Annotated in this window: 16 protein-coding genes; 2 read left to right on the top strand and 14 right to left on the bottom strand. The window is 67.2% G+C overall.

Going from position 1 to position 23,115, the window contains the following annotated elements; genetic code table 11:
• Positions 1-19: 19 nt before the first annotated feature.
• The 11 genes from AC5P57_RS06980 to AC5P57_RS06930 form a co-directional block, all read right to left on the bottom strand.
• Positions 20-1,735: a BatD family protein gene (locus AC5P57_RS06980; RefSeq protein ID WP_495219518.1), complete on the bottom strand. Its 1,716-nt coding sequence runs from the start codon at positions 1,733-1,735 to the stop codon at positions 20-22.
• Positions 1,732-3,570 carry a VWA domain-containing protein gene (locus AC5P57_RS06975; protein ID WP_099555160.1) on the bottom strand — a complete coding sequence of 613 codons (1,839 nt, stop codon included), beginning with the start codon at positions 3,568-3,570 and terminating at the stop codon, positions 1,732-1,734. Before AC5P57_RS06975 ends, AC5P57_RS06980 begins: the two co-directional genes overlap by 4 nt.
• A complete protein-coding gene (locus AC5P57_RS06970) occupies positions 3,567-4,571 on the bottom strand; it encodes a vWA domain-containing protein (RefSeq protein ID WP_262235301.1) in 1,005 nt (334 codons plus the stop codon). The genes AC5P57_RS06975 and AC5P57_RS06970 overlap by 4 nt, the downstream gene beginning before the upstream one ends.
• The gene (locus AC5P57_RS06965; protein WP_049432655.1) at positions 4,568-5,017 is read right to left on the bottom strand and encodes a DUF4381 family protein; all 450 of its coding nucleotides are present in this window, start codon (positions 5,015-5,017) and stop codon (positions 4,568-4,570) included. Before AC5P57_RS06965 ends, AC5P57_RS06970 begins: the two co-directional genes overlap by 4 nt.
• Entirely contained in the window at positions 5,014-5,943 is a 930-nt protein-coding gene (locus tag AC5P57_RS06960; RefSeq protein WP_262235302.1) for a DUF58 domain-containing protein, read from the bottom strand. Before AC5P57_RS06960 ends, AC5P57_RS06965 begins: the two co-directional genes overlap by 4 nt.
• A gap of 8 nt (positions 5,944-5,951) precedes the next feature.
• A complete protein-coding gene (locus AC5P57_RS06955) occupies positions 5,952-6,977 on the bottom strand; it encodes an AAA family ATPase (protein ID WP_049432649.1) in 1,026 nt (341 codons plus the stop codon).
• Between the two features lie 198 nt (positions 6,978-7,175).
• On the bottom strand, positions 7,176-9,143 hold the full coding sequence (locus AC5P57_RS06950; protein ID WP_262235303.1) for a type IV pilus secretin PilQ: 1,968 nt from the start codon (positions 9,141-9,143) through the stop codon (positions 7,176-7,178).
• 21 nt (positions 9,144-9,164) lie between these two features.
• Positions 9,165-9,668 carry a pilus assembly protein PilP gene (locus AC5P57_RS06945; protein WP_043035665.1) on the bottom strand — a complete coding sequence of 168 codons (504 nt, stop codon included), beginning with the start codon at positions 9,666-9,668 and terminating at the stop codon, positions 9,165-9,167.
• Positions 9,669-9,694: 26 nt separating this feature from the next.
• The gene (locus AC5P57_RS06940) at positions 9,695-10,351 is read right to left on the bottom strand and encodes a type IV pilus inner membrane component PilO (protein WP_005410857.1); all 657 of its coding nucleotides are present in this window, start codon (positions 10,349-10,351) and stop codon (positions 9,695-9,697) included.
• Complete coding sequence (locus AC5P57_RS06935) at positions 10,348-11,238, bottom strand: PilN domain-containing protein (protein ID WP_262235304.1); 891 nt, start codon at positions 11,236-11,238, stop codon at positions 10,348-10,350. The genes AC5P57_RS06940 and AC5P57_RS06935 overlap by 4 nt, the downstream gene beginning before the upstream one ends.
• Positions 11,238-12,296: a pilus assembly protein PilM gene (locus AC5P57_RS06930; RefSeq protein WP_099552984.1), complete on the bottom strand. Its 1,059-nt coding sequence runs from the start codon at positions 12,294-12,296 to the stop codon at positions 11,238-11,240. Before AC5P57_RS06930 ends, AC5P57_RS06935 begins: the two co-directional genes overlap by 1 nt.
• A gap of 219 nt (positions 12,297-12,515) precedes the next feature.
• Here AC5P57_RS06930 and AC5P57_RS06925 point away from each other — a divergent pair, with 219 nt between their 5' ends.
• On the top strand, positions 12,516-14,939 hold the full coding sequence (locus AC5P57_RS06925; protein WP_315974204.1) for a penicillin-binding protein 1A: 2,424 nt from the start codon (positions 12,516-12,518) through the stop codon (positions 14,937-14,939).
• A gap of 307 nt (positions 14,940-15,246) precedes the next feature.
• Positions 15,247-15,891, top strand: coding sequence for a hypothetical protein (locus tag AC5P57_RS06920; protein WP_262235305.1), 645 nt, complete (start codon positions 15,247-15,249; stop codon positions 15,889-15,891).
• Between the two features lie 14 nt (positions 15,892-15,905).
• Here AC5P57_RS06920 and AC5P57_RS06915 read toward each other — a convergent pair whose 3' ends face one another.
• The 3 genes from AC5P57_RS06915 to AC5P57_RS06905 all read right to left on the bottom strand — a co-directional run.
• Entirely contained in the window at positions 15,906-19,103 is a 3,198-nt protein-coding gene (locus AC5P57_RS06915; RefSeq protein WP_262235306.1) for an autotransporter outer membrane beta-barrel domain-containing protein, read from the bottom strand.
• Positions 19,104-19,300: 197 nt separating this feature from the next.
• Positions 19,301-20,050, bottom strand: a complete 750-nt coding sequence (locus tag AC5P57_RS06910) for a hypothetical protein (protein ID WP_099552980.1) — start codon at positions 20,048-20,050, stop codon at positions 19,301-19,303.
• A gap of 69 nt (positions 20,051-20,119) precedes the next feature.
• The coding region (locus AC5P57_RS06905; RefSeq protein WP_495219517.1) for a YadA-like family protein at positions 20,120-23,115 on the bottom strand (2,996 nt) is incomplete at its 5' end.

Genomic DNA, 23,115 nt, shown 5'->3' with positions numbered 1-23,115 from the left:
GCGCGCAAGCGGCGCCGGTTCAGGTTCGCCGCGGCGGATACAGCGGCGCCAGGCCAGTGTCAGCGGTGATCGCCGCCGCCGACCAGTGCGGTCCGTCACGGAAGACCTCGCGCAGGCGCGTGCGCAGCGGCGCCAGATCACCCTGGCCGCCCCATCGGGCCTGCTGCAGATCCTGAAGCACCTGGCGCTGGGCCGGGTCATCCAACCGTGCAATGACCTGCTCGATGCGTTCGACGCCGGCCATCGCGCACAGCTGCGCCTCCACCTGCTCGAACCCTTCGCCATCCAGCGTGCGGCGCAGTTCGGCCAAACCGGCACGTCCGCTCGCCACGGTCGGCACAGCACCCCTGCCCACCTCAGGCGCCGCCACGCGCGGGCGACGGCCACGCTGCCAGCCCCACAACAGGGTCAACAGCCACAGCAGCGCCAGGCCGATGGCCGCGCCCATCCACGGCCACGGACGTTCGGCCAGGCCACCGGCGCGCGGATCGGTCGCGGCGATGCGGCTGTCCTTTCCATCGCTGCCGGGCAGCGCGGCGTCGGTGTCGATTGGCGGCAGCGGTGCCGGCGAGCCGTTGCCAGCGCCATTGCCCGCCGCAACCGTCAGCGTCAGGTCCGGCAGCTTCGCTTCCTCTGCCTTGCCATTGCGCACGTCCCACCACGGAAGGCGCGGCCCCGGCACCACCAGCGAACCCGGCTGGCGCGGCACGATCGAATAGCGGCGGGTGATCTTCAGCCGCGGCGTGCTGCCATTGAACGATTCTTCGTACTGCGCAGGTTCGGCGAATACCTGCGCATGGGTGCCCAGGTCCGGCACCGGCAGGTCGGTGAACTGTGCGCGGGTTGCCCCTTCGGCAATCGCCTCGACCACCACATTGGCGGCCTCACCGGTACGGGCGCTGGTCGGCGCACTGGTGTAGCGCAGCAGAAGGCTCTGCAGCGGAAGCCATGGCTGCGGCGCCTGTGCCGGTTGTGCCTGCACCTGCAGCGTGCGATCGGCACCGGTGGCATTCATGCGGCCATCCCCACCACCGAAGAAATCATCGAAGAAGCCACCGGCGCTGCGCCCGTTGAAGCGCGCACCTGCGAGGCGCAGGGTGCCGCTGCGCTCCGGGATCAGCAGGAAGCGGCGCTCGACCACGTTGTAACGGCGGCCGTTGACCTGGCGAACATCGGTTCGGTCATCGCCTACACGCTGCAGCGACGCACCGGCAGGTGTATCCAGCACCAGCTCGCCGGACGCCAGCTGCGAGGCGAAATACAGCCGCACCACCACGCCTACGCTCTGCTGCACGTACGGCGTCTCGTCATCGACAACGGTTTCGATGAAGGCCATTGCATTGCTGTCGGGGCCGGCCACGGCGGCGGCATCCACCTGCAGGGTCAGCGGCGCGGTACGGACGCTGCCCACCTGCAGGCCCGGCACCACCAGTGCACCGCTACGCCGTGGCGTGAGTGCCACGCCATACAGATTGCGCTGCTGCATGCTGCCGTTGCTCCACTCCACCTGGCGGCTGCTGGTCTGCCCGCTGAGGTCGAAGTCGGTGCGCAACGGTGTGAAGTCAGGGGCGCCCTGGTCGCTCTCGACATTGAGCGTGACCGTGTCACCCATCGCGATGCGGTCGCGGTCCAGCCACGCGCGCGGCTGCGCCCAGGCCAGCAGCGGCAGCCACAGCAGCAGCTCCGCCAGTACCTGTCGGGGCCAGTGCCCGTGCATGTTGATCGCCCGCATCATCGCCCTTCCCTCTTCCTGCGTTCGTTTTCCAGCTGGAACTTGGCCCGCAGCAATGCACCCGGATCATCCGGCACGCGCCGCATCCACGCCTCCACCGCCTGTTGCTCCTCGCGTTGGCGCGGAGTGGTGCCGTCGCTACCTGGCACCGGTTTGCCATCCTGTTCGCCCTTGCCCTGGCGTGCCTGCTGCATTGCCTGCTGCATGCGCTGGCGCTGCTGCTCATCAGCCTGGGCCTGCGCCTTGGCATCCTCCACCTGTGGTGGCGCCTGCTGTCCATCGCGGCCGCGCTCGCCGGACCGAGGCGTCGACTGCGCGTTGTCGTCACCCGCCCTGGGCTGGCCCTGCTGGCCCTGCTGCGGTTGGCCCTGCCCCGGATCCTTCTGGCCCTGCTGCGGTTGCTGGCCCTGCGGGTTCTGCTGGCCCTGTGAATTGTTCTGCTGCTTCTGCTGCCCGTTCTGCCGCGGCTTCTGCTGGTCCTGCCCCTGCCCCCCCGACTGCCTGCGCTTGCGCGCGGAATCGACCACCGCGCGGTTGGCCACCGCATCGGGCATGCCGGGATGCAACGCCAACGCGCGGTCGTAGGCGGCGATGGCCTCATCGTAGCTGCCCTGGCGCGCCAGCGTGTTGGCCAGGTTGTACCAACCGGCATCACTGTCGATGCCCTCGAACTGCTTGCGCGCAGTGGCGAAGTCGCCCTTGCGATAGGCCTGCACGCCGTCGTCCAGGCGCTGGTGCTGCAGCTGGTCGCCCCGCTTCCACAGGGTGCCCTGCGGCGGCGGCGAAGCGGGCGCGGCAGGTGCCTGCGCCTGCACATCACTCATCCACGGCAACAGGCCCACCGCCAGCACCGTTGCCAGCACTGCGCGGCGGCGGAAGGCAAGCAGCGCCAGCAGCATCAGCGGCGGCAACAGCCAGAAGCCCTCGTCACGCCATTGCTTGCCTTCACCCGGCCGTTGCGCGGCCGCACCCTCGCGTGCATCGAGCACGCCCAGCGCACGCAGGTCACTGTCATCGGCGGCAATGCGCGCATAGCGACCGCCACCTGCCGTGGCAACGGCACGCAGGCTGCCCTCATCCAGTGCGGCCTTGCGGATCTGCCCACTGCCGTCACGGTACGCCGCACCCGCCGATGTGCCGAGCCCCAGCACCGACACCTGCAGGCCGAGACCACGTGCCTGCGCGGCCGCCAACGCAGCTTCACCATCAGCTTGATCGGTGACCAGCAGGATCTGTCCCTGCGGTGCAGCGATCTGCCGCATCAGCCGCGTGGCCCAGTCGATGCCACGGTCGGCACGCTGGCCATCACGCGGCATCACATCCGGCGACAAGGCATCCAGATACAGCGCGACGTTGCTGCCGTCATCGGTCAGCGGCGCCACGGTGTAGGCATCTTCTGCGTACACCACCAGACCGACCTGCCCGCCCTTGCGTGCGCGCAGGAGCTCGCCGACCTTGGCCCGTGCCTGCAGCAGGCGCGACGGCGGCAGGTCGGTGGCAGTGATGCGGCTGGACAGATCCAGCACGACCAGCAGCGGTGCGCTGGGCTGGAACATCGGTTGTGCCTGCTGCCGCCAGCTCGGTCCGGCCATTGCCAGTGATGCGAGCGTCCAGCCCAGCAGCACCGCCAATGGCAGACGCATGCGACGGCGCGTACCAGCCGCCAGCAGATGCGGCAACAGATGTGCATCCACCGCCTGCCGCCATGCATCGCTGCGCCGCTGCCGGTACAGCGCCACGGCGAGAATCACCGGCAGCGCCAGCAATGCCCACAACCATTCGGGGCGCAGGAAGTGCAGCGCGCTCCAGTCCGGAAGATGGGAAGCGAACGCGATCATCGACGACGCTCCGGCCACACCCAGGCCAATGCGCCCAGCAGCAACGCCAGGCCCAGCGGCCATGCATAGCGTTCCTCGCGCGGGCGCAGGTTCGGTCCCTTCGCGGCGATCGGCTCCAGCCGGTCCAGTTCGGCGTAGATGCCAGCCAGCTGCGCGGTATCGCGTGCGCGGAAGAACTGGCCACCAGTCAGGCTGGCAATCTTCTTCAACGTGGCCTCGTCGACCGGGTCCTGGTCAGCGGAAATCGGAATGCCGAGGAAGCGCATGCTGCCATCGCCACCAAACGCGACGGTGTGGATGCGCACCCCTTCGGCCTGCGCGACTTCGGCCGCACGCAGCGGTTCGAGCACGCCGGCATTGCTGACGCCGTCGGTGAGCAGGATCAGTACACGCTGCCCTTCGGGCTGGCTGCGCAGGCGCTTCACCGCCAGGCCGATGGCATCACCGATGGCCGTCTCGCGACCGGCCAGGCCGACCACGCTGTCGCGCAGCTGGTCGCGCACGCTGGCCAGGTCCGCAGTGAGCGGCGTGAGCGTATAGGCGCGGTCGCCAAAGATCAGCAGGCCGATGCGATCACCGGCGCGACGATCCAGGAAATCGGCCAGCACGGCCTTGGCCGCGGTGAGGCGATCCACTGCCTGCCCACCCAGTACCATGTCGCCCTCGCCCATGCTGCCGGATACATCCATCGCCAGCATCATCTGCCGCCCCTGCTGCGGCGGCGTGATGGCCTCACCCAGCTGCTGCGGGCGCGCGAGCGCAATGCACAGTGCGCACCAGCCCAGCCACAGCAGCAGCGTGCGCAGCCACGACACATCGACACGGCCACCACCGGACAGCGCTTCCAGTTCACTCGCCGCGTACGGCACGCGCAGTGCCGCACCCGGGTCGGCGCGGCGCTTCCACCAGCGCATCAGCAACGGCAACGGCAGCGCCAGCAGGGCCAGCGGCCACGCCAGCTGCAGGTCCGGCCACGGCCAGTAACTTGCCAGCAGGCTCATCGGCGCCGCTCCAGCAGCATGGCCAGGTAGCGCTCGCGGGCCCAGCTGCGCACGGCCGCCACTTCGCTGGCGTCCACGCGGGGACGATAGGCACCTTCGGCCAACAGGCTGCGGCGCGCGTCGGGCAGCGTGCCCTTCGGATCCACGCGCTGCCACCAGGCATCGTCGCGCAGGGATTCACTGCCCGGCTGTGCCTGACGCGCAGCGCGACGCAGCAGGCCGGCGATCACCGCCAGTTCCGCGGTGGCATCGGTGGTGGTGGCCAGCTCCTGGTCGAACGCCTGCAACCAGCGTTGGCGACGGCGGCGGCGTTTCCACCACAGCAGGGCCAGCGCCAGGATCACCAGCAGCACTGCGCCGCCGATCATCAGGTAGCCGGGGGCCGGCGGCCACCACGATGGTGCCGGCGGCAGCTGCACATCGCGCAGCGGCAGGTTGGCGCTCATGCCGGCACCTCGGTCATCGACGGTGCCAACCAGGCGTCGCTGGGCGCATCGGTGGACAACACCTGCACGTCAACGCGGCGTGCGCCAAGCTGGCGGCGCAGCTCCTGCAGCGGTTCGACGAAGTGCGCCTGCCAGTGCGCCTGCACTTCGCTGCGACGCAGATCAAGGCCAATGCGCTGCTGCGCGGCCTGGAACTGCAGGGCAGCCGAGGGCGGTTGCAGCTCGAGGGGATCGACCAGCAACACCAGGCTGAGGTCATGGTGCTGGGCCAGCGCGCTCCAGCGCACGACGGGAATCCGGGCGGCCTGCTGCGGATCGGCCAGCACCAGCATGCGCGCCCCGGGGCGCAGCACGCGGGCGGCATGGTCCAGCGCGCGTTCCAGGCCGAGATCGTCGGCGGGCGGCTGCGCGTACCAGCGGGTGAGTGCGTCGAGCACGCGCAGTACGCCACGCGGGCCACCCGCAGGTGCAATCGGCGCTTCGCGATCGCTGCCACGCAGGGCACCCACGCGATCACCGCGACGCTGCGCCGACCACGCGGCGACGGCGCCCGCGCGGGCCGCCTGCACCGACTTGAATCGCACGCGGGTGCCGAAGTACAGCGCTGGCGAAGTATCGGCCACGATCAGGCTGACCCGCTCGCGTTCGGCCTGGAAAAGCTTGGTATGGGCACGCCCGGTCCGCGCGGTCACCCGCCAGTCGATATGCCGGGCATCATCACCGGCCACGTACTCGCGTGACTCGGCGTACTCCATGCCACGGCCACGCAGCGGCGACGGCGCCTGCCCGGCATTGCCGGCGCGGCCACGGCGCGGCGGCGGCGGCCGCTGTGCCAACCGGCGCAGGGCCACCAGTTCGGACAGGTGCGGGCGCAGTCCGTCGCCATCACTGACGGTGGATGCGGCTTCCAGGGATGGATCGGTCATGCGCAGGCTCAGGGTGCCGGCACCCGGGCCAGCAGCTCCTGCACCAGGCGCTCGCCATCCCAGCCTTCGGCGGTGGCTTCGTAGCTGGGCAGCACGCGATGGCGCAGCACGTCGGCGGCGACCGCACGCACATCGTCAGGGGTAACGAAGTCGCGACCGGCCAACCAGGCGCGTGCACGTGCGCAGCGTTCCAACGCAATGGAGCCACGCGGGCTTGCGCCCCAGGCGATGCGGCGCCCGAGGCCGGCGTCATAGCGCGACGGATCACGCGAGGCCAGCACAAGTTCGACCAGATAGCGCTCCAATGCCGGTGCCATATGCAGGTCCAGCACTTCGCGGCGGGCGTCGAACACATCCTGCATCGGCAGCTTCTCCGGTGCCGGTGCCGCCTCGCCCAGTGCGCCACGGGCACGCTCGCGGGCGAGCCGCAGGATCTCCGATTCGGCCGCCTGGTCCGGGTAGCCGATGCGTACGTGCATCAGGAAACGGTCCAGCTGCGCTTCCGGCAGCGGGAAGGTACCTTCCTGCTCGATCGGGTTCTGCGTGGCCATCACCAGGAACAGCGGCGGCAAAGCGTAGGTGTGGCGGCCAACGGTGACCTGGCGCTCGCCCATCGCTTCCAGCAGCGCCGACTGCACCTTGGCTGGCGCACGGTTGATTTCATCGGCCAGCAGGATCGGATGGAAGATCGGGCCGGGTACGAATTCGAAGCGGCCTTCCTGCGGGCGCCAGATTTCGGTACCGGTCAGGTCGGCCGGCAGCAGGTCGGGGGTGAACTGCACGCGGGCGAAATCCGCCTCCAGGCGCGAGGCCAGCGCGCGGATGGCCGTGGTCTTGGCCAGGCCCGGGGCGCCCTCCACCAGCAGGTGCCCGTCGGCCAGCAATGCGATCAACAGGCGTTCGACCAAGGCCGCCTGGCCGACGATTTCGGCCGACAGCGCGTCGCGCAGCTGGTTGAAGGCGCCATGCAGGCGGGAGGTGGCCGGCGCGGGCGGCGGCGAGACGGTTTCGGGCATCGGCGGTGGCAGGTTCATGGGGGCCTTTGACCGGCGCGGGACGGCACGGGTTCCCGACATCATCGCAGGGTGCCTTGCGATTGGCATCAAGAACGGCTGAACGGGCATCTCATCCACGCATGGCGCGGATCTACCGGATCATTCGCGGATGGCGGCCGGCATGAACGAGGAAGGGCCGCACATGGCGGCCCTTCTTCAAGTCCCGGGTGTGCTGGCTCAGTTCTGCTTGGCCACGCGCAGCACCTTCGGGGTGACGAACACCAGCAGCTCGGCCTTGTCCTTGCTGCGGCCACGCTTCTTGAACAGGTTGCCCAGGAACGGTACATCGCCCAGGAACGGAACCTTGCTGATGCTGTTGCGGTCGGTGAACTCGTACACACCACCGATGACCACGGTCTGCCCGTCCTCGACCAGCACCGCGGTGTTCACTTCGCGACGGTTGATCGACGGCACGGTGCCATAGCCTTCCAGCTGGATCAGCCGATCCACTTCATCCTTCTTCACCTGCATGTTGAGGAACACGCGGTTGTCGTTGGTGATGGTCGGGGTGACCTTCAGCTCCAGCACCACTTCCTTGAACTGCACGTTCGGCGTAGCGACACCACCTGCACCGGCACTGATGGTCACGTAGCCGATTTCCTTACCCTGCTTGATCAGGGCCTCGCGCTGGTTGGTGGTGACCACGCGCGGGTTGGAGATCACTTCACCACGCGACTCCTCCTGCATGGCCGACAACTCGACATCCAGCAGGTAGCCGGCATTGAGGATCGACAGCGCCAGCGAGCCCGCCGGGTTGGTGGACGCCGCCGGCATCGCCCAGTTCAGGCCGCGGGTGATTGCCGAGCCGACCGGCACCGGCGCCGGGCCCGTACTGCCACCGGCCAGCCAGTCGCGGTAGGCCTTGGCGTTGGCCGCATCGGCTTCGACCTGCGACTTGCGGGTATCGCGATTGGCCTCCAGATTGCCACTGAAGTAGGCGTTGTCGCGGCTGCCACTGATGCCGAACCGCGCACCCAGCTCACGTGCGAACGTATCGGTCGCGATGACGATACGGCTCTCGATCAGCACCTGGTCGACCGGGCGGTCGATCACGCTGATCAGCTCACGCATGCGTGCGATCTTCTTCGGAATGTCGCTGATCATCAGCGTGTTGGTGCGCTCGTCGGCGACGATGCGGCCACGGCCGGACAGGAAGCCACTTTCCTCCTGCGACGACCCACCGCCACCGCCACCTGCGCCACCACCGCCACCACCGCCGATGCCCTTGGCTTCGGTCAGGGCTTTGAAGATCTGGGTGGCGCTGTGGTAGTTGATCTGGACGTAATCGGTCACCAGGTCTTCGCGGTTCTCGATGGCGATGCGCGCGTCTTCCTTCTCCTGCTCGAACTTGGCCAGTTCGGCCTGCGGGCCTACCCAGATCACGCTGCCGTCGCGGCGCTTGTCCAGGCCCTTGGCACGCAGCACGATGTCCAGTGCCTGGTCCCACGGCACGTTGACCAGGCGCAGCGTCACATTGCCCTGCACCGAGTCGGAGGCCACCACGTTGAGGTTGGACTCTTCGGCGATCAACTGCAGCACGGTGCGCACCGGCACGTCCTGGAAGTTGAAGGTCACCGGCTTGCCGGTGAAGCCGCGCTGGCCGACGGCCTTTGCCGCCTGGGTGACGCTGCCAGCGGTCACCGCACCGACGGCGGCCGGAGCCTGCCGCGCGCTGATCTCGACCACGTATTCGTTGCCGCTCTGGTAGGCCAGCGACTCCACCGCACCACCGGTGCTCAGCACCAGCTGGGTGCCGGCGCCGGATGGTTTGGCGTCAATGCGCTGCACCGGAGTGGCGAAGTCGACGACGTTCAACGGCTTCTGCAGGTTGGCCGGCAGGCGGGCATTGCCGACGTCGACCACCACGCTGTTGCCCTGCGTGCGCAGGTCCGGGATCGCGCCCTGGCCGTCAAACTGCACGATCAGACGGCCCGCGCCATCATCGCCACGCTTGAAATCGATCTTGGCCACCGACAGGCCGGCAGGTGCCGCGGCCGGTGCGACGGTGGTGCCCACCGGCTTCTCCGCCGGTGCGGCGGCCAGCGCCGGAGCGCAGGCCAGCATCAGCGCGACTCCCAACGCGCTGACACGGTTCAAGGTAGAGCGCCGGATGGGACGCAGCCCCTTGGCTTGGTGAAAGGTCATCGTGCTATCCCCAGTAAACGATCATTGATCTTCAAGCGAGAGCGTTGCCGGCCGTTCCAGCCAGCCACCCGCGCCATCCGGCACCAGTTCGATCAGCTCCACACGGTCTTCGAAGACCGCAGTGACCCGCCCGTCGCTCTGCCCCAGGTAACCGCCCGGGCGCACCCGGTAGGTCACCTTGTCCGGCCCCATCACCAGCGCGACGGTGCCGCCGCCGGTGCCGATGGTACCGACCATGTCCAGTGCGTCCAGCGGGAAGCCCTCCAGGGGCTCCTTGCGCCGGTTCGGATCCGGCCGCAGTCCGCCATTCCCCTGCGGATTGGTCCAGGCATCGGTGAACGGATCACGCAGGCCCTGCGCGGAGTACTCGAAGGTCTCGAACTGCTGCATCACAGGCAACGGTTCCAGCGGCTGCGCCGGCCGGGCACGTTCGCCTTCCACCCACTTCTCGAGATTCGGCGCGTCGCCCGGCGTGCTGGTCACGCCACGGCCGCAGGCAGCCAGCAGCAACACGGCAGCGACCATCCCGCAACGTGCAAAGAAGGAACGGATCACTTGCTGCCCTCCTTGCCGGCTTCAGCCTTCTGCTGTTCCTGCACCTCGGTCTCGTCAAGATACCGGTAAGTCTTGACAGTGCCGGACAACTCCAGCGCACCGGCACGCGAACCACCGCCAGCCTTGTCCGCCGGCTTCAGGTTGATGTCGTGCATGGTCAGGATCACCACGCGCGGCAGCGAGGCCACGCCACTGACGAACGCACCGAACTGGTGGTAGCTGCCCACCATCTTCAGCTTGATCGGCTTCTCGGCGTAGAACTCCTTGACCTGCTCCTGTTCCGGTTCGAACAGCTGGCTGGTCAGGCCGCTGGACAGCGCGGTCTGCGAGATGTCGATGATCAGGTCCGGCATTTCGGTCTTGCTGGGCAGCTGCCGCAGCATCTGCTGCAGGACCTGCTCCATCTGCGCCAGCTGCTGCTTCAGCGGCCCCAGGTTCACCGCGCGTTCCTGCTGCTTGGAGAACTCGGTGCGCAGATCGCTTTCCTTCGACTCCAGGCTGGCCAGTTCATCGCGCTTGCCGCTGATCAGCAGCATCCACGCAACGAACATGATGACCAGGGCCAGCAACGAACAGAAGACGATCTTGGCCTTCTGCGGCCAGTTGCCGATGTCGTTGAAATCCAGGTTCTTCAGATCGATTTTCTGGCTCATGCGCGATCCCCCTGCAGCGGGGCGTAAGAGGCCTGCGGCGGCTGCGCCAGGCGGCTGCCCTCAGGCCTGGCGGCCGGTGCCGGTGCGGCGGGCTGGTTCGGCTTGGCCGGTGCAGGCGCCGGTGCAGGCGCCGGTGCGGTGGCCGGAGCGCTGGCGGGCGCTGCTGCCGGTTGGGCCGGGGCCGTGGCCGGTGCTGGAGCAGCGGCCGGGGCCGCCGCATCGGGGCCGGCGGCAAGCGGCGCCACGGCGGGCGTCGCAGCCGGCGCGGCCGCCACGCTGCCATCGGCGTTCAAACCGGGGGTGCCGGTCTCTTCACTCTGTGCAGGCAGCTTCACCGTGACCTTGAACATGTACGGCAGCGCCTTGATGTCCGAGACCGGGCCGGCTGCACTCTTGTCCCCGGCACTGGCCTGGATGATCGACAGTTCCGGGTTAGTCATCCAGCCGGAGGTTTCCAGGTTGCGCATGTAAGCCGACACACGTGCATTGGACTGGGTGCGTCCCTCAAGGGTGAGCATGTCCCCTTCCTGCTGCAGGGCGGTCAGCACCACGCCGTCAGGAATCGTGCGCACCAACGCATCGAACAGGTGGACCATCTGCGAGCGCTTGGCCTGCAGTTCCTCGATCACCTTCTTGCGGGCCAGCAGGCGGTCCTTCTGCGCATCGAGGCGATCGATCTCCTTGTTCTGTTCCTTGACCTTCTCGATCTCGGCTTCCAGATAGGCGTTGCGGTCCATCTGGCCGCTCACCTGGCGGTCGTAGTAGAACCAGATCATCAGCGACAGCAGCAGGCCACCGATGGCGGCCATGCCCAGCATTGCGTAGAACTCGCGCTGGCGTTGCTTGCGCCGCTCGGCGCGCCAGGGCAATAGATTGATGCGTGCCATCAGTCGAAGCTCCTCAGCGCCAGACCGGTGGCGATCATCAGCGCGGGGGCATCCTGGGCCAGCGCATGCGCGTTCACCTTCGGGCCCAGGGTCATCTGTGCCAGCGGGTTGGCCACCACGGTCGGCACGCCCAGCTGTTCTTCGACCATCTCCGGCAGGCCACCCAGTACGGCGCAACCGCCGGCCAGCACGATGTGGTCGACGCGATTGAACTCACTGCCCGCATAGAAGAACTGCAGCAGGCGGCTGATCTGCTGGACCGTGGCTTCCTTGAACGGCTCCAGCACTTCCATCTCGTAGCTTTCCGGCAAGCCACCCTGGCGCTTGGCCAGGCCGGCTTCCTCGTAGCTCAGGCCGTAGCGGCGCATGATCTCGTCGGTCAGCTGCTTGCCACCGAACACCTGTTCGCGGCTGTACAGGCTGCGGCCACCGCGCAGGACATTGAGGGTGGTCATGGTGGCGCCGATGTCGACCAGCGCGACCACGCCATCGCTGGACACCGGCAGTTCACTGGCGACCAGGGCGTAGGCGTTCTCGACCGCGAAGGCCTCCACGTCCATCACCTTGGCCTGCAGCCCACCCAGTTCCAGCGCGGACTGGCGCAGTTCCACGTTCTCCGAACGCGACGCGGCCAGCAGCACCTGGACCATCTCCGGGTTGTTCGGGATCGCCCCGATCACCTCGAAGTCCAGGTTCACTTCCTCGATCGGGTACGGAATGTAATTGACCGCTTCCAGCTCGATCTGGGCTTCCATGTCGTTCTCGTCGAGCTCGGCCGGCATCGGGATCACCTTGGTGATCACCGCGGACCCGGCGACGGCGGCAGCGGCCAGCTTGGCCTTGCTGCCTGAACGGTTCATCGCACGGCGGATGGCCTCACCCACGGCCTCCACTTCCACGATGTTCTTCTCTACCACCGCATTCGGCGGAAGAGGTTCCACAGCGTAATGTTCCACACGGAAACGATTGCCGCTGCGGGACAGCTGCAAAAGCTTTACCGCAGTCGAACTGATGTCGACGCCTACAAGCGGCGACTGACTTTTTGGGATGAGCCCCACGGTTTCTCCCCTGCCGACGGGCACTTGGACGCAAGACCTGCGCCCGAGCATTAATAACGTATTCTTAGCAAATGGCAACGGCCCTGCTGTGAAGTTCCTCACGGATTCACGATGCAGCCCCTGACTGTTCCCCTTGCGCTCCCCGGTGCCGACCCCAGCCGCCACCTTGCGTAATCTATACTCTGCGACCACGAAATTCGCAATCGGAATCTGAACCCGATGACTCGACTCCGCCGCTGGCTGCGCTGGATCTTCCTGATTGTCCTGGTCCTGGCGCTGATCGGCGCGGCCGCCGTGGGCGGTCTGTACTACGCTGTGTCCTCCAAGCTTCCCGACGTGCAGACCCTGCGCGACGTGGAAATGCAGGAGCCGATGTACGTCTATGCTGCCGACGGCAAGCTGATGGCGGTGTTCGGCGAGACCCGGCGCACCCCGATCACCATGAAGGACGTGCCCGAGCGCCTGAAGCAGGCGTTCCTGGCCACCGAGGATGCCCGCTTCTACGAGCATGGCGGCGTGGACTACATGGGCATCGGCCGCGCGGTGTGGCTGCTGGCCACCACCAGCGACAAGCGCGTGCCGGGTGGCTCCACCATCACCCAGCAGGTGGCCCGGCAGTTCTTCCTCAGCTCCGAGTACAGCTACACCCGCAAGCTGGCCGAGATCCTGCTGGCCCGCAAGATCGAGTCCGAGCTGAGCAAGGACGAGATCTTCGAGCTGTACCTGAACAAGAGTTTCTTCGGCAACCGCGCCTACGGCGTGGCCGCAGCGGCCGAGTTCTACTACGGCAAGAAGCTGAACGAGCTGGACCTGGACGAGATGGCCTCGCTGGCCGGCATCCCCAAGTTCCCGTCCTCGGGCAATCCGATCTCCAACCCGGAACGTGCCCGCCAGCGCCGCGACAACTATGTGCTGCAGCGCATGGCCGACCTGAAGTTCGTCAGCCAGGCCGAGGCCGATGCGGCCAAGGCCGTGCCGATGCATGCCACCGCGCATGAGCCGCCGGTGCAGGTCGATGCCCCGTACGTGGCCGAGCTGGTGCGCCAGGAAATGATCGCCCGCTTCGGCGGGGATGTGGTCAACAAGGGTTACCACGTCACCACCACGATCGACTCCACCCTGCAGACCGCCGCCAACCAGTCGGTGCGCGACGGCCTGCTGCTGTACGACCACCGCCACGGCTGGCACGGCGTGGAGAAGCAGGTGCAGGTGGGTGCCGGCGAAGACGCCGCCGCCCTGGCCGAGCACCTGCGCGGCATGTACGGCCAGGCCGGCCTGCTGCCGGCGATCGTCGCCAGCACCGGCGCCGATGGCAGCGCCACCGTGGTGCTGGCCAACCGCAGCGAGATCGTGCTGCCGGCCGGTGCCGCCAAGTGGACCAACAAGACCCCGGGCAAGCTGGTACAGCGCGGCGACATCGTGCGCGTGCGCGCCGGTGCCAAGGAAGGCGAATGGCTGCTGGACCAGATTCCGCGCGGCCAGTCCGCGCTGGTCTCGCTGGATGCCCACAACGGCGCGCTGAAGGCGCTGGTCGGTGGCTTCAGCTTCTCCGGCAACAAGTTCAACCGCGCCACCCAGGCCCGCCGCCAGCCGGGTTCGAGCTTCAAGCCGTTCGTCTACGCGGCCGCCTTCGACAAGGGCTACAACCCGGCCTCGATCGTGCTCGACGCCCCGGTCGTGTTCCGCGACCGCCGCGGCAAGACCTGGGCCCCGCAGAACGACGGCGGTGGCTTCCGCGGCCCGATGCGCCTGCGCGAAGCGCTGGTGCAGTCGCGCAATCTGGTCTCGGTGCGCCTGCTTGATGGCATGGGCGTGGACTATGCGCGCAAGTACATCAGCGAGTTTGGCTTCGCCGAATCGGAACTGCCGCCGAACCTGTCGATGTCGCTGGGTACCGCCTCGCTGACCCCGCTGTCGGTGGCCCGTGGCTACGCCGTGTTCGCCAATGGCGGCTCGCGCGTGGACACCTGGCTGATCGACCAGGTCAATGACCGCGACGGCAACCTGGTGTTCAAGGAAAACCCGGCACTGGCCTGCCGCGACTGCGCCGGCAGCAGCGACCAGCCGGTGAACCAGGTGGTGGACGGCTTCAACTTCGGCGCCCCGGCCCCAAAGGTGGACCCGGCTGCTGCGGCCAAGGCCGAAGCCAGGACCGAGACCCCGGCCACGCCGGTCAACCCGGATGCCCGCACCGCCCCGCGCGCGATCGACGCCCGCACCGCCTACCAGCTGGTGTCGATGATGCGCGACGTGGTCCAGCGCGGTACCGGTGCCCAGGCCAAGGTGCTCGGCCGCGAGGACGTGGGCGGCAAGACCGGCTCCACCAACGATCACCGCGACGCCTGGTTCTCCGGCTTCGGCGGCCCGTACGTGACCACCGTGTGGGTGGGCCGCGACGACTTCCGCTCGCTGGGTTACCGCGAATACGGTGGCAAGGCCGCCCTGCCGATCTGGATCGACTACATGCGTACCGCGCTGAAGGACACCCCGATCGCGCAGAACGACCCGCCCAGCGGCATGGTCCAAGCCACCCTCAACGGCGCGACCGAGTGGGTGAAGGTGGAAGACATGGACCGCCTGACCGACTACGACCTGAACCTCAATACGCCGCAGGCCGACGCCGCCGCGTTCGATATCTTCTGAGGAAGGATCAGGTGGGTGCCAACCGTGGGTTGGCACCGAAGCGGCTCTGGTAGCGGCCAACCTTGGTTGGCGCCGCCTTTGTAGAGCCGAGCCATGCTCGGCTCCGGGCGCCCTCGGTAGAGCAGCCGAGCATGGGCTCGGCTCTACAGGATCAACGGCACCCTTTTGCCGTGGTAGCGGCCAACCTTGGTTGGCGCCCTGTGCCGACCAAGGTCGGCACCTACCAGAGCAGCAACATCCGAAATACCCACGCAGATGTCACATCCGTGCGCTAGTCTGTAGCCAGGTCGCAACAGGGAGTCATCGCATGCATCGCGCCCGTCAGCATGCTGCCAGCCAGACCCGCGAGCGGCGCCACCGCCTCGCCCACGAAGCCGCCCGCCTGATGGCCGAAGGCGGCATCCGCGACTACCACCAGGCCAAGTTGAAGGCCGCCAGCCGGCTCGGCATCCACGACGATGCCTCCCTGCCCCGCAATACCGAGATCGAAGACGCCCTGCGCGAGTACCAGCGGCTGTTCTCCGGGCCCCAGCACGACAACGAACTGCAGCGCCGCCGCGAGGCCGCAATGCGTGCGCTGGAGTTCCTGCACGGCTTCTCCCCGCGCCTGGCCGGCCCGGTGCTGGAGGGCACCGCCGATGCCAACAGCCCCGTGCAGCTGCACCTGCACAGCGACGACCCGGAAGCCGTACACCGCTTCCTGGAAGACCACCGCATTCCGGCCGAGTCGCGCACGCGACGCCTGCGGATGGACCGCGAGCGCATCCTGGACGTACCGGTCTGGGTATTCAGTGCCGAGGAACTGACCTTCGACCTGGCTGTGCTGCCCTACGACGCGTTGCGACAGGCGCCGCTGTCGCCGGTGGATGAAAAGCCGATGCGGCGCGCCTCGATCAGCCAGTTGCGGCAACTGCTGGCCGAGGCCGAGATCACCGCCTACATCGGCGGCTGACCCCTGGTGCACGATTACCAGTCATAGGCGACGCGAAGCTGTGCATTGGCTTCCCTGTAGCCCTGGTCGCCCCGCATCAGGCCGAAGCCGCCCCAGGCGTTCAGTCCGGAGCGGAAGGCAATGCGCGCGCCGGCGCTGACTTCATAGCGATCGCGCGCAACGCCTGCGCCCATCGCTTCGCCATCGAACGCAACCTGCGGTGCGGTGCCCTGGCGGTACCAGTTGGCCGCCAGGTACGGGTTGACGGTTGCACCCGACTCCATGCGCGATTCGGCCTGCAGGCGCAGCCCCAATCGACCAGACAGCCGGTTGGACTGCAGCAGGCGCACTTCGGTACCGGTGTGCTCCACATGCGTGCCCATCTGCGAACGGCTGTGGACCAACTGCAGTTCGGGCTGCAGGCTTACTGCGGTGGAACCCACGCGGCCCACACCGAAGCGGTAGCCCGCTTCCAGCGAGGACTGCCACAGATGGCTGCGATAGCGCTCACGCGCCAGTGCATCGCCATCGACACGGTTGCGGAACCGACCGCGCTGTGTCCACGCATCCACATAGGCCGCCTCGGATGCCCAGTTCGCGTAGATACCCACGGCGGCGCCCTGCACGTCGCCCTGCGCCTGGTAATCGGTCAACACCGACCGCGCCTGGGTTCTGGCACGTGCAGCAGTCAGCATCACGCCCACACGGGTGCGCGCTGCATCGAATACACCCACGTCGGCGCCCAGCTGCAGCACGGAATGCTGCGACCGCAGGGACAACTGGTTGTCCACGCCAGGCAGCCGCACCTGCGCGGCCTGCGTGCGGATCCAGCCCTGCACACCGTCGCCTGTACGAACGCCTCGGTCCTGTGCGCCGTGCTGCAACAGCCGGTCCATGGCGAAGCGGTTGGCCAGATAGGTACCCGCCTCCGGGCGCAGGATGCGTGGCTGCAACCCAGCGCACCCATCGCCTTCAATCACCTCGCAGGGATCAGGCGTCACACCCGGGCCGTCTTCGCACGACGGCCCACCCAGGCCTTCACTGCAGAGTTCCGGCGGCGGCTTCACCGAGCAGCCTGTACCCTGCGGATCGCTCTCGCAGGGGTCGGGCACGGTGGCCAGCGCCGAACGCAGGTACCAGCCACCGTCGGCAGGGTCGGCAATGCCGCCTTTGTGCAGGAAATACTCGTAGCGGCCCGCAACGGCACGCCCGGACAGCGAATAGTGCGCGTCCGAGCTGCCTTCCACCTGGATCAGCTGGATACCGTTCTGCGTCTGCGCGCCCAGCCCGCCGACATTGTTGACCTGGACCGCCGCATCGCCGCGGGTGCTGCCCAGCACGTGCAGGAAGTCGGTCGCGGACGCGTCACCGCCCAGCGCCGCATTGAACACCAGCAGACTGCCATGCGTATCCAGGTCACCGCCCACGACAAGGCGGTGGAAGCGACCGGCATAGCCCTGGGAAAGCTGCACCATACTGCGATCAAGCGACAGCGATCCGACCCGCGAATCACCGGTCAGCGTCCACTGGCTCTGCCCGGACAACCTCGCCTGCCCAAGCACGGTACTGCTTCCCTGCCACCGTGATCGATCGGCAAGGTTCAACCGTAGATCCACGGCGACCGGAATGCCCGCAGCAAGGTCTTCCGGGGTGATCACGATGTCACCCACCGCGTCCACATCGCCGCTGAAATCGAAGGTGAACGGTGCAGCGAATGCGGCATCGACCTGCGCCAGCACACCATTGCCGCCGGCCAGTCGTGCACCGTTGCGCGCGGTGAACTGGCGGGCGCTGCGCACCCACAGTGCACCATGGCGCTCGGCCAGCAACGACCCACCGTCAATGTCCAGCACGCCGTTGGCATTGATCACCGCCGCCCAGGCACCACGGCCGGTCGTAGTCACATCGGTGCCAGACAGGGACATGCGGCCGGCACCGCCGGTCAGCACGCCATAGCCCTTTTCGCCGGACGTGACGATGGAGCCACCGGACAGCGCCACCTGGCCACCCAGCCGCGCCACCGCACCGATGCCACCTGCGCCACGGGTCTGGATGGTGACACCATCGGCCTGGATGGACGGCTGGCCACGGCCTGCATCCATCGATGCGTACAGGCCGTGCGAGGACTGCCCAAGCGTAGTCAATCGCACATCGAACAGGCGAGCATCACCTGCACGGTTGTCCAGCGCCACGGCGCTGCGGGCCGAGGTGCCAATAGTGCCACCGTGCATCGTGAAGCTGGCCGCGCCCAGGTGAACCGCTGCAGCAATGCCGCCATGGGTGTAGATGTCCACCCCATCCAGGCTGACCTCGTCGCCGTCCGTCGCGGAAACCGCGTGGAAACCGGTCACGATACGCAGGTTCTCGAGTTGGGCAACGCTGTCGCCCCGCAGCGCGATGCCGCTGCTGCGTTCCGAAGACGCGATCAGTTCCCCCCCGCGCCAGTGCAGCGTGCCGCCATCGACTTCGGCCATCGGCATGGCGGCGGTCGGGTCCCCTTCCGCATCCAGGTGAGTGTCAACCAACACTGCTGCGCCACCGCGTTCCACCAGCAAGCCCTTTGCAGAGGGTCCGGCCACGAGCGAACTGCCCTGCAGACGCAGGCTGCCGCCGCTGGCCACGGCGGCCGCCGCACTGCCCCAACCGTTGGCGCGCAGCACTGATCGGGTCACGTCCGCAATGGCGCCCTGCCCGATACGCAGGGCCTCGGAACCGGCGCCGGCCACGGTGAGCTCACTGTCGTCCACCTGCACCCGTGCACCGCCGGCAGCGATCACCGCCATGGCCGAATTGCCCGTGGTGCTGAGGTGCGCACCCTGCATCAGCAGCGATCCGCCATCGACCCGGGCAGCGGCACTGCCAAGGCCGAGAGTGGACACCCGCACACCGGTTCCATCGGCGGCGCGCAGCAGCTCCACCCGCCCGCCCGACGCCACCGAAATGGCGTCGGACACGCGCCCGTGCTGCGTGCTGACTGCTCCGCCGTGCAGCCGGATCAGGCCATCGGATTCAGCGCGCAGGGCTGCGGCGCCCTGCCCGCGGGTAATGACCGACACTGGCGCGGCCGCGTCGATGCGACCGCCGTTGAGTGCGAACAGCGCATGACCCGCCGCCCCTGCCTCATTCGTCTCGTAGCTGCCTGCAGCGTCGTGCGCGCTGCCATCGGCAATCAACTGCGGCAGCGGCGTGCTGGCAAAGGCGGGAGCAGGCAGCACAGAGGCGAAGATCGCCATGGCCAACAGATTGCGGGGAAGAGGCCGTGAAGCTGAATGGCGGGCAGGGACATGCATGGCGGGGAGCCCGGTTGAAAAAAGGAGGGTGCGCAGTGTCCGTACAGGCCGGGGCCAATACCATGCAACAAGTTGCAGATTCGCCCTTCCCTCATCACGTGCAGGCGGACCCGCCGCCCACCCTCCTGATGGCCAATGCCCTACAGCGGCATTCCGCTGCCGGTTGTGGGCCCGGCGCCCAACAGCCACTCCGGCAACCAGGGGGCAGGCGCACGCCTGGGATACTCCGCCATCATCCGCGCGTGCATGGTCCGAAGATCGTTCAACAACCATGCCTGGTGGTAGATGTCGCTGAACGCATCCGACCAGCCGCTCTTCACCCGCTGGCGTTCGACGCCTTCGAGACTGGGTACCCGATCAGGTGGGCCATCCAGGATGGGCTGCAGCGCGCGGTTGATGCCCCTGTTTTCCGCTGCGGCCTCGCGCAGCAGGCTGATGTGCGCCTGCACCCGCGCGCATTGATACGGCGCACAGCCATTGGTCGCCTCGATGTAATCGGCGATGTCCGCCAGCAGCGTGGCCTTCAACCGCCATGCCACCTCGCCATCCAGTACCTGCCGCACCCGCATCGTGCGCAGTGTACTGGCGCGGATGTCCTCCCCGGTGGTGAAGTCCTGGCCCGGCGGGCTGCCGGCGCGGCGCACCATCGCGATGCGGAGGATCGCCTCATTGGTGATGCCTTCCACCCGCAAGGCTGCCGCCTGCGGATGCAGCCGCGGGGGTGGCACCGTACTGAACTTCCAGTAGTACCAGAGCACGAACACCACAACCGCAAAGCACAGCACGTTGGACAACAGCAAGACATCCACGCGCCGGGTGTAGTAGTAATACCGCGCACGCCACAGATAGAACGTGCGGTAGCTGATGAATCGACTTGCCCATCGGTACATTGCCATCTCCTCGGCAAGGGCCCCGGCGCGGCGGGGATCTTTACGCGCACCACGCCGGGGCTGCACTGCTTACCAGCCGATACCCACACCGACGCCGACGGTGCGTTCGCCACTGTTGGTGAACGCGCCGTTGAGGCTGAAGGTGGCCGAGCCCTTGTCATTGAGCACACGCTGGTAGCCGACCGCCATGGCCGATTCACCCTCGCTGTAGCCCACGCCCGCGCCCAGGCGGTTGTAGGTGTTCAGGCCCGCGGTGTTCATCGCCATTGCGCTCTGCGCGCTGCCCATCGCCGCCATCCGGTTGAAGCGCTTGTCCATCTTGTCCAGGCGGCGTTCGACGCTGCTGATGGCGCCATCGGTGTACTCGTTGGCACGCGCCAGCATCTTCTCCAGCTCGGCGGTATCAACCTGCGCCTTCGGTGCCGGCTCGTCCTTCTTCTTCGGGGAACCCGCCGGCTGGCCGCCACCCTCGTTGGAGGCAACCTTCGGTGCACCACCGGCTTCGGCCACCGGCGATTCCTCTGTGGCAGGCGGCAGGGTCACCGGCGCTTCGGCTGATGCCAGGCGCTGCGAACGCCCCTGCGGCTGCCCATCCAGGCGGCTCTCCAGCCCGTCCACGCGGCCGTTGAGCTGCTGCTGCATGGCATGCAGCTGGCCACCATTGACCGCATCACGGCTGCCCGCCGCGATCAGGCCGTTGGCCACGTTGGAAATGACCATGCCCTGTGCACCGGCCAGCGTCAGCTGACCGATGCCGTCGGTGCGGCTGGTGGGCGTGTCCTGGAACACCGAGCGCAACTGGCCTTCCACGCGATCCATGCGCGAACCGGTGGACGTGACGGCGCCGTCGAGCGACTGCAGGGCATCGCCGAGGGTGGCGTGGCTGCGGCCCTGCAGGCTGAAGCTGGGGCCGACGATGTTGCCGTTGGCGTCGATGCGGGCGCCGCCGCCGATGCTGCGCAGGGTTTCGTTGAGCTGGGCTACGGTGGTGGCGTCGTTCGCAGAAATGCCTCGCCCGACGTTCACTAGGCGGCGCTTCAGGTTGTCGTTGCCGAATGACACCGTCCCTACTTCCTTTGCGACAGATTGATTGCCAACAGCTACAGAGTTGGCCGCCCCGCGCGCAACAGACGACGCGGCCCCCAGTGCCATCCCACCTTCAGCCAAGACCTCGGCCTGGGTTCCGAGCGCGAAACCGGCATCCGCCGATGCAGCTATATAGGCCGCGCGTCCGAGAGCGACAGAGTTTCGAGCGTGCGCTTGAGAAAAGCTGCCTACAGCCACAGCACCTTCAGATTCCAGAGATGCTTCTGCATAGTCCCCAAGAGCAACAGCTACCAATCCCGCCTTCGCCGCAGCCTGCGCGCCACCAACTCCAACAGCTAAGTACTTTGCCTGTTCCTTCAGAGAAGCGACCTCTGAATTCGTGGCAAACAGCTGCCCACCAGTGACAGCATCCGTACTAGCAACGGAACTGATATCACCCTCTGCTAATCCGGTAACGCGAGCGCCAGCAAAGTCGATCGGGCCTTGGCGAGCGGAACCTAGCGGCTCATCCTGCTGCTCCTTCATCTGATCGATCTCGCTCTTGTTGCGGGCGATCTCCTGCTTGGCCGCATGCAGCTGGTTGCCCGTAACGGCATCGCGGCTGCCCGGAGCCAATCGACCATCAGCCAGGTTGGTCAGGACCATACCCTGTGCGCCAGCAAGGGACAGCTGACCAACGCCGCCCGTACGCGCAGATGTCGTCTCGTCGAACATCGAACGAAGCTGGTTCTCGATCACGCCCACTCGGGTACCGGTCTTGGTAGTGGTGCCATCCAGTACGTTCAGTGCATCCGCTACCGTGCGCTGGGTACTGCCCTGCATGGTGTAGGTCGGAGCGATCACGTTGCCGTTCGCGTCCATGCCCGCACCACCGCCAAGAGTAGCCAGGGATTCGTTGAGCTGTGCAATGGTGGTCGCATCATGGACTTCAGCTCCTCGACCGACATTTACCAGCCGACGTTTCAGAGTGTCGTTTCCGAAGGACACCGAAGCTTCCTCACGCGCCACCGAGCCGGAGCCGATCGCAACCGCTCGGGCCGCCCCAGCCATTACGCGACTGCCTGAACCAAGCGACACGCCGTTTTCGGCCGCCACTTCGGTTCCACTACCAAGCGCAAATCCGCCTGTAGCTCCAATGAGAACCGCAGATCCTCGCCCGACTGCAACTGAATTCTCGGCCTCTGCGAGTGCGAAGCTTCCGATTGCGGTCGAGCCCGCTCCCATTGCAGATGAGCCGGAACCAACAGCGACGCCAAGCCACCCTGACTCTGCGGGCAGGCTGGCAGATGATGAATCGATACTGAGGAGCATACTTTGCTCCTCAATCTTCGAAACCCGCTGATTGGTGGTAAACAACTGGCCACCATTCACTGCATCCGTACTAGCCGCAGAACTGATATCCCCATCAGCAATCCCCGTAACCCGCGCACCGCCCATCTCGACCAGGCTGCGGTCGTCGCTGAACTTCACCACGCTGTCCAGGTCCGGATTGAAGGCTTCAAACTCTTCGCGAAGGCGATCCAGGCCATCACGGTTGTCATCGATGCGGCCGGCATGTGCAGTGAGCTGCGTGGCATGCGACGAGAGCGCCAGACCCTGCGCCTTCGCTGTCTCGTTGGCGGCAAACAGCTGCTGGCCGCTCACGGCATCGGAGCTGGTGGCGCTGAGGACGCCATCGGCGACATTACTGATACGGCGCCTGGCACCGGCCTTGTTGGCGACATCCAGCACGGTGCCGCTGTTCTCGGCACCCAGCCGCACATTGCCGGTAGCCGATACCTGCCCCACCAGCCCACCCAGCGTGGTGGCCTGTGCCAGCGCGTTGTCAGCGGCAGTCCTGGCGGCACCGGCGGTGGTCTGCGCCGTGTTGGCGGTGTTCTGCGCGGTGGTGACGTTGCTGTTGGTAGCGGTGAGCTGGCGGCCGGTCACGGCTTCGGTGCTGGTGCCGCTCAGGGTCGCATCGGCAATCCCGCTGATCTTACGGTTGGCATTGGCCTTGTTACGTACGTCCAGCACGG

Source organism: Stenotrophomonas sp. YJH_SMC_79 (assembly GCF_059367995.1).
The sequence above is the reverse complement of the archived record's forward strand: the minus strand, read 5'-3'. Positions and strand labels throughout refer to the sequence as shown.

What these genes read in the sequence shown, in the direction of transcription:
- AC5P57_RS06980 (WP_495219518.1), bottom strand. Translation starts at nt 1,735, where the DNA reads ATGATGCGGGCGATCAACATGCACGGGCACTGGCCCCGACAGGTACTG.
- AC5P57_RS06975 (WP_099555160.1), bottom strand. Translation starts at nt 3,570, where the DNA reads ATGATCGCGTTCGCTTCCCATCTTCCGGACTGGAGCGCGCTGCACTTC.
- AC5P57_RS06970 (WP_262235301.1), bottom strand. Translation starts at nt 4,571, where the DNA reads ATGAGCCTGCTGGCAAGTTACTGGCCGTGGCCGGACCTGCAGCTGGCG.
- AC5P57_RS06965 (WP_049432655.1), bottom strand. Translation starts at nt 5,017, where the DNA reads ATGAGCGCCAACCTGCCGCTGCGCGATGTGCAGCTGCCGCCGGCACCA.
- AC5P57_RS06960 (WP_262235302.1), bottom strand. Translation starts at nt 5,943, where the DNA reads ATGACCGATCCATCCCTGGAAGCCGCATCCACCGTCAGTGATGGCGAC.
- AC5P57_RS06955 (WP_049432649.1), bottom strand. Translation starts at nt 6,977, where the DNA reads ATGAACCTGCCACCGCCGATGCCCGAAACCGTCTCGCCGCCGCCCGCG.
- AC5P57_RS06950 (WP_262235303.1), bottom strand. Translation starts at nt 9,143, where the DNA reads ATGACCTTTCACCAAGCCAAGGGGCTGCGTCCCATCCGGCGCTCTACC.
- AC5P57_RS06945 (WP_043035665.1), bottom strand. Translation starts at nt 9,668, where the DNA reads ATGGTCGCTGCCGTGTTGCTGCTGGCTGCCTGCGGCCGTGGCGTGACC.
- AC5P57_RS06940 (WP_005410857.1), bottom strand. Translation starts at nt 10,351, where the DNA reads ATGAGCCAGAAAATCGATCTGAAGAACCTGGATTTCAACGACATCGGC.
- AC5P57_RS06935 (WP_262235304.1), bottom strand. Translation starts at nt 11,238, where the DNA reads ATGGCACGCATCAATCTATTGCCCTGGCGCGCCGAGCGGCGCAAGCAA.
- AC5P57_RS06925 (WP_315974204.1), top strand. Translation starts at nt 12,516, where the DNA reads ATGACTCGACTCCGCCGCTGGCTGCGCTGGATCTTCCTGATTGTCCTG.
- AC5P57_RS06920 (WP_262235305.1), top strand. Translation starts at nt 15,247, where the DNA reads ATGCATCGCGCCCGTCAGCATGCTGCCAGCCAGACCCGCGAGCGGCGC.
- AC5P57_RS06915 (WP_262235306.1), bottom strand. Translation starts at nt 19,103, where the DNA reads ATGGCGATCTTCGCCTCTGTGCTGCCTGCTCCCGCCTTTGCCAGCACG.
- AC5P57_RS06910 (WP_099552980.1), bottom strand. Translation starts at nt 20,050, where the DNA reads ATGTACCGATGGGCAAGTCGATTCATCAGCTACCGCACGTTCTATCTG.